Source organism: Serratia quinivorans (genome assembly GCF_946227985.1).
In the GTDB taxonomy this organism is placed as follows: domain Bacteria; phylum Pseudomonadota; class Gammaproteobacteria; order Enterobacterales; family Enterobacteriaceae; genus Serratia; species Serratia quinivorans_A.
In genome coordinates this window covers 18,709-27,294 of record NZ_CAMKGL010000019.1, presented here as the reverse complement: position 1 = coordinate 27,294, position 8,586 = coordinate 18,709, and the positions used below count along the sequence as shown (strand labels likewise).

The following is an 8,586-nucleotide window of genomic DNA, read 5'->3' as shown; positions in this document are numbered from 1 at the left end:
GTATCAAAGACACCGTTAAGTCTACCTGTACCGGCGTTGAAATGTTCCGCAAACTGCTGGACGAAGGCCGTGCTGGTGAGAACGTTGGTGTTCTGCTGCGTGGTATCAAGCGTGAAGACATCGAACGTGGTCAGGTATTGGCTAAACCAGGTTCTATCAAGCCGCACACTCAGTTCGATTCAGAAGTGTACATCTTGAGCAAAGATGAAGGTGGTCGTCATACTCCATTCTTCAAAGGCTACCGTCCACAGTTCTACTTCCGTACCACTGACGTGACCGGTACCATCGAACTGCCAGAAGGCGTTGAGATGGTAATGCCTGGTGACAACGTGAACATGAAAGTCACCCTGATCCACCCAATCGCGATGGATGACGGTCTGCGTTTCGCAATCCGTGAAGGCGGCCGTACTGTTGGCGCTGGTGTTGTTGCCAAAGTTATCGCTTAATCGCTGATAACGTTTGACGCGACACGCGGTAAAAGGGCATCATTTGATGCCCTTTTTCTACGCTGTGAACTAGAACCTATCTCATCAGCGATTTTGCAGTCATAATCATTGGTGAGATGGGCTCTTAAAGCGTATTGACTGAAATACGTCATAGCGTAAAACACCGAAATGCTGCCGAGCAGCATTTGATCGGTTTGGTTTGCCTTGCAGTGCGAGGCAAAGTTGTCTGTTCTGAATTCATTGTGACAGGTTGGTTTATGAGTGCGAATACCGAGGCTCAAGGGAGCGGGCGCGGCCTGGAAACGGCTAAATGGCTGATCGTCGCTGTTCTGTTGGTTGTAGCGATTGTCGGTAACTATTTCTACCGTGATTTCAGCCTGCCATTACGCGCGCTGGCCGTTGTAGTGGTTATCGCTGTTGCAGGCGCTGTGGCGCTGATGACGACCAAAGGCAAAGCCACCGTTGCGTTTGCACGCGAAGCGCGTACTGAAGTACGCAAAGTGATCTGGCCAACTCGTCAGGAAACGCTACATACCACGTTGATCGTTGCCGCGGTAACTGCCGTGATGTCACTGATTCTGTGGGGGCTGGATGGTATTCTGGTCCGTCTGGTATCGTTTATTACTGGCCTGAGGTTCTAAAATGTCTGAAGCTCCAAAAAAACGTTGGTACGTCGTTCAGGCGTTTTCCGGTTTTGAAGGTCGCGTAGCGCAATCGCTGCGTGAATACATCAAACTGCATGATATGGAAGAACTGTTCGGCGAAGTCATGGTTCCTACGGAAGAGGTTGTTGAAATCCGTGGCGGCCAGCGTCGCAAAAGTGAACGTAAATTCTTCCCGGGCTACGTACTGGTTCAGATGGTGATGAACGATGCCAGCTGGCACTTGGTACGTAGCGTTCCACGCGTAATGGGTTTCATCGGCGGGACTTCTGACCGTCCGGCTCCGATCAGCGACAAAGAAGTCGATGCGATTATGAACCGCCTGCAGCAGGTTGGTGATAAGCCGCGTCCGAAAACGCTGTTCGAACCGGGTGAGCTGGTCCGCGTTAGCGATGGTCCATTCGCTGACTTCAACGGTGTTGTTGAAGAAGTGGATTACGAGAAGAGCCGCCTGAAAGTTTCCGTTTCCATCTTTGGCCGTGCAACGCCGGTGGAACTGGACTTCGCTCAGGTTGAAAAAGGCTGATCAATTAATCAGCAACAAGCGGTTTTTGCCGCTTGTCAGAGGCGCGAAATTGAACTATAATTTCGCGCCTTTTGTTTTTATAGACCTTGCTCTTTAGAGTGAGGTGAAACACGGGGAGCCTCTTGCGAGGCGTTATTACCCAAACCGAGGAATTGTAAATGGCCAAGAAAGTACAAGCCTACGTTAAGCTGCAAGTTGCAGCCGGTATGGCGAACCCAAGTCCGCCAGTTGGTCCAGCTCTGGGTCAGCAAGGTGTTAACATCATGGAATTCTGTAAGGCGTTCAATGCTAAGACTGACAGCGTTGAGAAAGGTCTGCCGATTCCGGTTGTTATTACTGTTTATTCTGACCGCTCCTTCACTTTCGTTACCAAAACCCCGCCAGCAGCAGTTCTGCTGAAAAAAGCGGCTGGTATCAAGTCTGGTTCAGGCAAGCCGAACAAAGACAAAGTAGGTAAAGTGACAAGTGCTCAGGTACGTGAAATCGCAGAAACCAAAGCTGCGGACATGACTGGTTCCAACGTTGAAGCGATGACTCGCTCCATCGAAGGTACTGCTCGTTCCATGGGCCTGGTAGTGGAGGATTAAGAAATGGCTAAGCTGACCAAGCGCATGCGCGTGATCCGTGACAAAGTTGATGCTACTAAACAGTATGACATCACCGAAGCTGTTGCTCTGCTGAAAGAGCTGGCCACCGCTAAATTCGTAGAAAGCGTTGACGTTGCTGTTAACCTCGGCATCGACGCTCGTAAATCTGACCAAAACGTTCGTGGCGCTACCGTTCTGCCAAACGGCACCGGTCGTTCTGTTCGCGTTGCCGTATTTGCTCAGGGCCCTAACGCTGAAGCAGCTAAAGCTGCTGGCGCAGAGCTGGTAGGTATGGAAGATCTGGCAGACCAGATCAAGAAAGGCGAAATGAACTTCGACGTTGTTATTGCTTCTCCGGATGCAATGCGCGTTGTTGGTCAACTGGGCCAGATCCTGGGTCCACGTGGCCTGATGCCAAACCCGAAAGTGGGTACCGTTACTCCGAACGTTGCTGAAGCAGTGAAAAATGCTAAAGCAGGTCAGGTTCGTTATCGTAACGACAAAAACGGCATCATCCATACCACTATCGGTAAGGTTGATTTCGAGTCAGACAAGCTGAAAGAAAACCTGGAAGCTCTGCTGGTTGCGCTGAAAAAAGCAAAACCATCTCAGGCTAAAGGTGTGTACATCAAGAAAGTTAGCCTCTCCACCACCATGGGTGCTGGCGTTGCTATCGATCAAAGCGGCCTGACTGCTGTAGCGAACTAATCGCCCTGCGATTATCGCTTTGACTTGGGGCTAAGATTTGTCTAGAATCTTATCCCCCAAGGTTTTGCTATTGGCAATAGCCACAGCGAAACAAAGATTTTTCGGTTGGAGCCTGGCCTATCCAGGCCTCCGTCCAAGACCGCAGGTGTATCGCAAGATACTTAATTCTTCCTGCGTAGACGGTGACAGAGCCTAAAGAAAATTTTAAATTGTCTTTGCTGGATTCTGCTCACCGTGTTTGAACGCTCTCACTGCGTGATTTATCACAAGGTGTTGAGTGATGTGAGTGCCGGGGATTTCCCCCGGCTAAATCCAGGAGCAAAAAGCTAATGGCATTAAATCTTCAAGACAAACAAGCGATTGTTGCTGAAGTCAACGAAGTAGCCAAAGGCGCGCTGTCTGCGGTTGTTGCGGATTCCCGTGGCGTTACCGTTGATAAAATGACTGAACTGCGTAAAGCAGGTCGTGAAGCTGGCGTTTACATGCGTGTTGTTCGTAACACCCTGATGCGTCGCGTAGTTGAAGGCACTCCATTCGAATGCCTGAAAGACACGTTCGTCGGTCCTACCTTGATTGCATTTTCTCATGAACACCCGGGCGCTGCTGCTCGTCTGTTCAAAGATTTCGCGAAAGCGAATGCAAAGTTCGAGATTAAAGCTGCGGCCTTTGAAGGTGAGATGATCCCTGCGGCACAAATTGACCGCTTGGCAACTCTGCCTACTTACGATGAAGCAATCGCACGCCTGATGGCAACCATGAAAGAAGCCGCTGCTGGCAAATTGGTTCGCACTCTGGCTGCACTGCGCGATCAGAAAGAAGCGGCATAAGCCCTTTTTCTTATCCGTTGCTTACGTATTTAAACTATTTCTGAATTTTAGGAACATTTGTTATGTCTATCACTAAAGACCAAATTATCGAAGGCGTTGCAGCTCTGTCTGTAATGGAAATCGTTGAACTGATCGCCGCTATGGAAGAGAAGTTCGGTGTTTCTGCTGCTGCTGTAGCTGCAGGTCCTGCTGCTGCTGCTGAAGCTGTTGAAGAAAAAACTGAATTCGACGTTGTACTGAAAGGTATCGGCGCGAACAAAGTTGCAGTAATCAAAGCAGTACGTGGCGCAACTGGCCTGGGTCTGAAAGAAGCTAAAGACCTGGTTGAGTCTGCACCAGCAGCACTGAAAGAAGGCATCAGCAAAGACGACGCTGAAGCACTGAAAAAAGCTCTGGAAGAAGCTGGCGCTGAAGTTGAAGTTAAATAAGCCACTGCTTTCTGAGTGCAGTCTGTTTTAACTAACAGACTGATGGCTGGTGACTTTTTGGTCACCAGCCTTTTTGCGCTGTAGGGCGTCAGTAGAGTTTCACACTGTTTGGCTACTGGCTAACCCCAATATTTCTTTCTATCGACGACTTAATATATTGCCTTCCCTGCCGCAGCCAAATCTGCCGCACAACGCAACGAAATGATTTAAGCGTGATAGAAACGAGTATTGCGGAAAGTGTTCCCGCTTTCCGGTCGACAAAATGGTGTTGCGTGAACCGTCCTATATCCGGGCGGACAAATAGGTTCGACTTTCCAGCGAGCTGAGGAACCCTATGGTTTACTCCTATACCGAGAAAAAACGTATTCGTAAGGATTTTGGTAAGCGTCCACAAGTTTTGGACATACCATATCTCCTTTCTATCCAGCTTGATTCGTTCCAGAAGTTTATCGAGCAAGATCCTGAAGGGCAGCACGGCCTAGAAGCCGCGTTCCGTTCTGTGTTCCCTATCCAGAGCTACAGTGGCAATTCGGAGCTGCAATACGTTAGCTACCGTCTTGGTGAGCCGGTCTTCGACGTCAAAGAGTGCCAGATCCGTGGTGTGACGTTCTCTGCACCGCTGCGCGTAAAACTGCGCCTGGTCATCTATGAGCGTGAAGCTCCGGAAGGTACGGTCAAAGACATCAAGGAACAAGAAGTCTATATGGGCGAAATTCCGCTCATGACCGAAAACGGCACCTTTGTGATCAACGGTACTGAGAGGGTTATCGTATCTCAGCTTCACCGTAGTCCTGGCGTATTCTTTGACAGCGATAAGGGTAAAACCCACTCTTCGGGTAAAGTGCTGTATAACGCACGTATCATCCCTTACCGCGGTTCATGGCTGGATTTCGAGTTTGACCCGAAAGACAACCTGTTTGTGCGTATCGACCGTCGCCGTAAATTGCCTGCGACCATCATTCTGCGTGCACTGAACTACACCACTGAGCAGATCCTTGACCTGTTCTTTGCGAAAGTCGTTTACGAGATCCGTGATAACAAGCTGCAGATGGAGCTGGTTCCAGAACGTCTGCGTGGTGAGACTGCTTCGTTTGATATCGAAGCCAACGGCAAGATCTACATTGAGAAAGGCCGTCGTATCACCGCTCGTCATATCCGTCAGCTCGAAAAAGACGAAATTCAGAGTATTGAAGTACCGGTTGAGTACATCGCGGGCAAAGTGGTCGCGAAGGACTATATCGATACCAATACCGGTGAGCTGATCTGCGCAGCCAACATGGAGCTGTCGCTGGATCTGCTGGCCAAATTGAGCCAGTCAGGCCACAAGCGTATCGAAACGCTGTTCACCAACGATCTGGACCACGGTGCGTACATCTCTGAGACTGTACGTGTCGATCCAACCAGCGATCGTTTGAGCGCACTGGTAGAAATCTACCGCATGATGCGCCCTGGTGAGCCGCCAACGCGCGAAGCTGCTGAAAACCTGTTTGAGAACCTGTTCTTCTCTGAAGACCGCTACGATCTGTCTGCGGTTGGTCGTATGAAGTTCAACCGTTCTCTGCTGCGTGACGAGATCGAAGGTTCGGGTATCCTGAGCAAAGACGACATCATTGAAGTGATGAAGAAGCTCATCGGTATCCGTAACGGTAAAGGCGAAGTGGACGATATCGACCACTTGGGCAACCGTCGTATCCGTTCCGTCGGCGAAATGGCTGAGAACCAGTTCCGTGTAGGTCTGGTGCGTGTTGAGCGTGCGGTTAAAGAACGTCTGTCCCTGGGCGATCTGGACACCCTGATGCCACAGGACATGATCAACGCCAAGCCGATTTCGGCGGCGGTGAAAGAGTTCTTCGGCTCCAGCCAGCTTTCTCAGTTTATGGACCAGAACAACCCGTTGTCCGAGATTACGCACAAACGTCGTATCTCTGCATTGGGCCCAGGCGGTCTGACCCGTGAACGTGCCGGCTTTGAAGTTCGAGACGTACACCCGACTCACTACGGTCGCGTGTGCCCAATCGAAACGCCGGAAGGTCCAAACATCGGTCTGATCAACTCCTTGTCCGTGTACGCACAGACAAACGAGTATGGCTTCCTGGAAACTCCGTACCGCCGCGTGCGTGACGGTCTGGTTACCGATGAAATCAACTATCTGTCTGCTATTGAAGAAGGCAACTTCGTTATCGCTCAGGCGAACTCCAACCTGGATGATGAAGGCCGCTTCGTAGAAGATCTGGTCACCTGTCGTAGCAAAGGCGAATCAAGCCTGTTCAGCCGCGACCAGGTTGACTATATGGACGTATCAACCCAGCAGGTTGTATCCGTTGGTGCTTCACTGATTCCATTCCTGGAACACGATGACGCCAACCGTGCATTGATGGGTGCGAACATGCAACGTCAGGCGGTTCCAACCTTGCGCGCTGATAAGCCGCTGGTAGGTACCGGTATGGAACGTGCTGTAGCTGTTGACTCCGGTGTTACTGCCGTAGCTCGACGTGGCGGTGTGATCCAGTACGTGGATGCTTCCCGTATCGTTATTAAAGTTAACGAAGACGAGATGCTCGCGGGCGAAGCAGGTATCGATATTTATAACCTGACCAAGTACACCCGTTCTAACCAGAACACCTGTATCAACCAGATGCCGTGTGTGAATCTGGGTGAGCCAATCGAGCGCGGCGACGTGCTGGCAGATGGCCCATCCACTGACCTGGGTGAACTGGCGTTGGGCCAGAACATGCGCGTGGCATTCATGCCATGGAACGGCTACAACTTCGAAGACTCCATCTTGGTGTCCGAGCGTGTCGTTCAGGAAGATCGCTTCACTACTATCCACATCCAGGAGCTGGCATGTGTGTCTCGCGACACCAAGTTGGGGCCTGAAGAGATCACTGCCGACATCCCTAACGTGGGTGAAGCTGCGCTCTCCAAACTGGATGAGTCCGGTATCGTGTATATCGGTGCTGAAGTGACCGGTGGCGACATTCTGGTTGGTAAGGTAACACCGAAAGGTGAAACCCAGCTGACGCCAGAAGAGAAGCTGCTGCGTGCGATCTTCGGTGAGAAGGCGTCTGACGTTAAAGATTCCTCTCTGCGCGTACCAAACGGCGTTTCCGGTACGATTATCGACGTGCAGGTCTTCACCCGCGATGGCGTGGAAAAAGACAAGCGTGCGTTGGAAATCGAAGAGATGCAGCTGAAGCAGGCGAAAAAAGACCTGACTGAAGAACTGCAAATCCTGGAAGCTGGTCTGTTCGCACGTATCCATGCGGTGCTGGTTGCCGGCGGTGTTGAAGCTGAAAAGCTGAGCAAGCTGCCACGCGATCGCTGGCTGGAACTGGGCCTGACCGACGAAGAAAAGCAAAACCAGCTGGAACAGTTGGCAGAGCAGTACGACGAACTGAAATCCGACTTCGAGAAGAAGCTGGACGCCAAGCGTCGTAAGATCACCCAGGGCGATGATCTGGCACCAGGCGTGCTGAAAATCGTTAAGGTTTATCTGGCTGTTAAACGTCAGATCCAACCGGGTGACAAGATGGCAGGCCGCCACGGTAACAAGGGTGTTATCTCCAAGATCAACCCGATCGAAGATATGCCTTACGATGAAAACGGCACGCCGGTTGACATCGTACTGAACCCGCTGGGCGTACCATCACGTATGAACATCGGTCAGATCCTGGAAACCCACTTGGGTATGGCTGCGAAAGGCATTGGTGAGAAGATTAACCAAATGCTGAAGCAGCACCGGGAAGTGGCCAAGCTGCGTGAGTTCATTCAGAAGGCTTACGATCTGGGCGACGATGTCTGCCAGAAAGTTGACCTGAACACCTTCACCGACGACGAAGTACTGCGTCTGGCAGAGAACCTGAAAAAAGGTATGCCAATCGCAACGCCGGTGTTTGATGGTGCGAAAGAGAGTGAAATCAAGCAACTGCTGGAAATGGGCGGGATCCCAACCTCGGGTCAGATTACGCTGTTCGATGGCCGTACCGGTGAGCAATTTGAGCGCCAGGTTACCGTTGGCTATATGTACATGCTGAAACTGAACCACTTGGTTGACGATAAAATGCACGCCCGTTCAACCGGTTCTTACAGCTTGGTTACTCAGCAGCCGCTGGGTGGTAAGGCGCAGTTCGGTGGTCAACGCTTCGGTGAGATGGAAGTGTGGGCACTGGAAGCATACGGCGCAGCTTATACCCTGCAGGAAATGCTTACCGTTAAGTCGGATGACGTTAACGGCCGTACCAAGATGTACAAAAACATCGTGGATGGCGATCACCGCATGGAACCAGGCATGCCGGAGTCCTTCAACGTACTGTTGAAAGAAATCCGCTCGCTCGGTATCAACATCGAACTGGAAGGCGAGTAATCGTTTTTCCGGCTCAGGCTCCCGGCCTTAGGGAGCCTG

The 8,586-nt window shown here is 51.2% G+C and carries 8 protein-coding genes; all 8 read left to right on the top strand.

All coding sequences use genetic code 11. The features are described from left to right. Positions 1–446 (top strand): EF-Tu/IF-2/RF-3 family GTPase (locus tag OCH02_RS25105; protein WP_261433536.1); only part of this gene is annotated, 446 nt, incomplete at its 5' end. Positions 447–703: 257 nt separating this feature from the next. Further along, positions 704–1,087 (top strand): preprotein translocase subunit SecE, encoded by a 384-nt coding sequence (secE, locus tag OCH02_RS25100; protein WP_012004740.1) that lies wholly within the window; start codon positions 704–706, stop codon positions 1,085–1,087. A 1-nt stretch (position 1,088) separates the two neighbouring features. Beyond that, a complete protein-coding gene (gene nusG / locus OCH02_RS25095; protein ID WP_012004741.1) occupies positions 1,089–1,634 on the top strand; it encodes a transcription termination/antitermination protein NusG in 546 nt (181 codons plus the stop codon). A gap of 158 nt (positions 1,635–1,792) precedes the next feature. Next, entirely contained in the window at positions 1,793–2,221 is a 429-nt protein-coding gene (gene rplK, locus OCH02_RS25090) for a 50S ribosomal protein L11 (RefSeq protein ID WP_006323135.1), read from the top strand. 3 nt (positions 2,222–2,224) lie between these two features. Next, entirely contained in the window at positions 2,225–2,929 is a 705-nt protein-coding gene (gene rplA, locus OCH02_RS25085) for a 50S ribosomal protein L1 (RefSeq protein WP_012004742.1), read from the top strand. Between the two features lie 329 nt (positions 2,930–3,258). Continuing rightward, complete coding sequence (gene rplJ, locus OCH02_RS25080) at positions 3,259–3,756, top strand: 50S ribosomal protein L10 (protein ID WP_004953935.1); 498 nt, start codon at positions 3,259–3,261, stop codon at positions 3,754–3,756. Positions 3,757–3,818: 62 nt separating this feature from the next. Further along, positions 3,819–4,184 carry a 50S ribosomal protein L7/L12 gene (rplL, locus tag OCH02_RS25075; protein ID WP_012004743.1) on the top strand — a complete coding sequence of 122 codons (366 nt, stop codon included), beginning with the start codon at positions 3,819–3,821 and terminating at the stop codon, positions 4,182–4,184. Between the two features lie 334 nt (positions 4,185–4,518). Next, positions 4,519–8,547, top strand: a complete 4,029-nt coding sequence (gene rpoB, locus OCH02_RS25070; protein WP_261433535.1) for a DNA-directed RNA polymerase subunit beta — start codon at positions 4,519–4,521, stop codon at positions 8,545–8,547. Positions 8,548–8,586 lie beyond the last annotated feature (39 nt).

Coding starts and splice junctions, on each gene's coding strand:
- rplA (WP_012004742.1), top strand. CDS start 2,225: ATGGCTAAGCTGACCAAGCGCATGCGCGTGATCCGTGACAAAGTTGAT.
- nusG (WP_012004741.1), top strand. CDS start 1,089: ATGTCTGAAGCTCCAAAAAAACGTTGGTACGTCGTTCAGGCGTTTTCC.
- rpoB (WP_261433535.1), top strand. CDS start 4,519: ATGGTTTACTCCTATACCGAGAAAAAACGTATTCGTAAGGATTTTGGT.
- rplJ (WP_004953935.1), top strand. CDS start 3,259: ATGGCATTAAATCTTCAAGACAAACAAGCGATTGTTGCTGAAGTCAAC.
- rplL (WP_012004743.1), top strand. CDS start 3,819: ATGTCTATCACTAAAGACCAAATTATCGAAGGCGTTGCAGCTCTGTCT.
- secE (WP_012004740.1), top strand. CDS start 704: ATGAGTGCGAATACCGAGGCTCAAGGGAGCGGGCGCGGCCTGGAAACG.
- rplK (WP_006323135.1), top strand. CDS start 1,793: ATGGCCAAGAAAGTACAAGCCTACGTTAAGCTGCAAGTTGCAGCCGGT.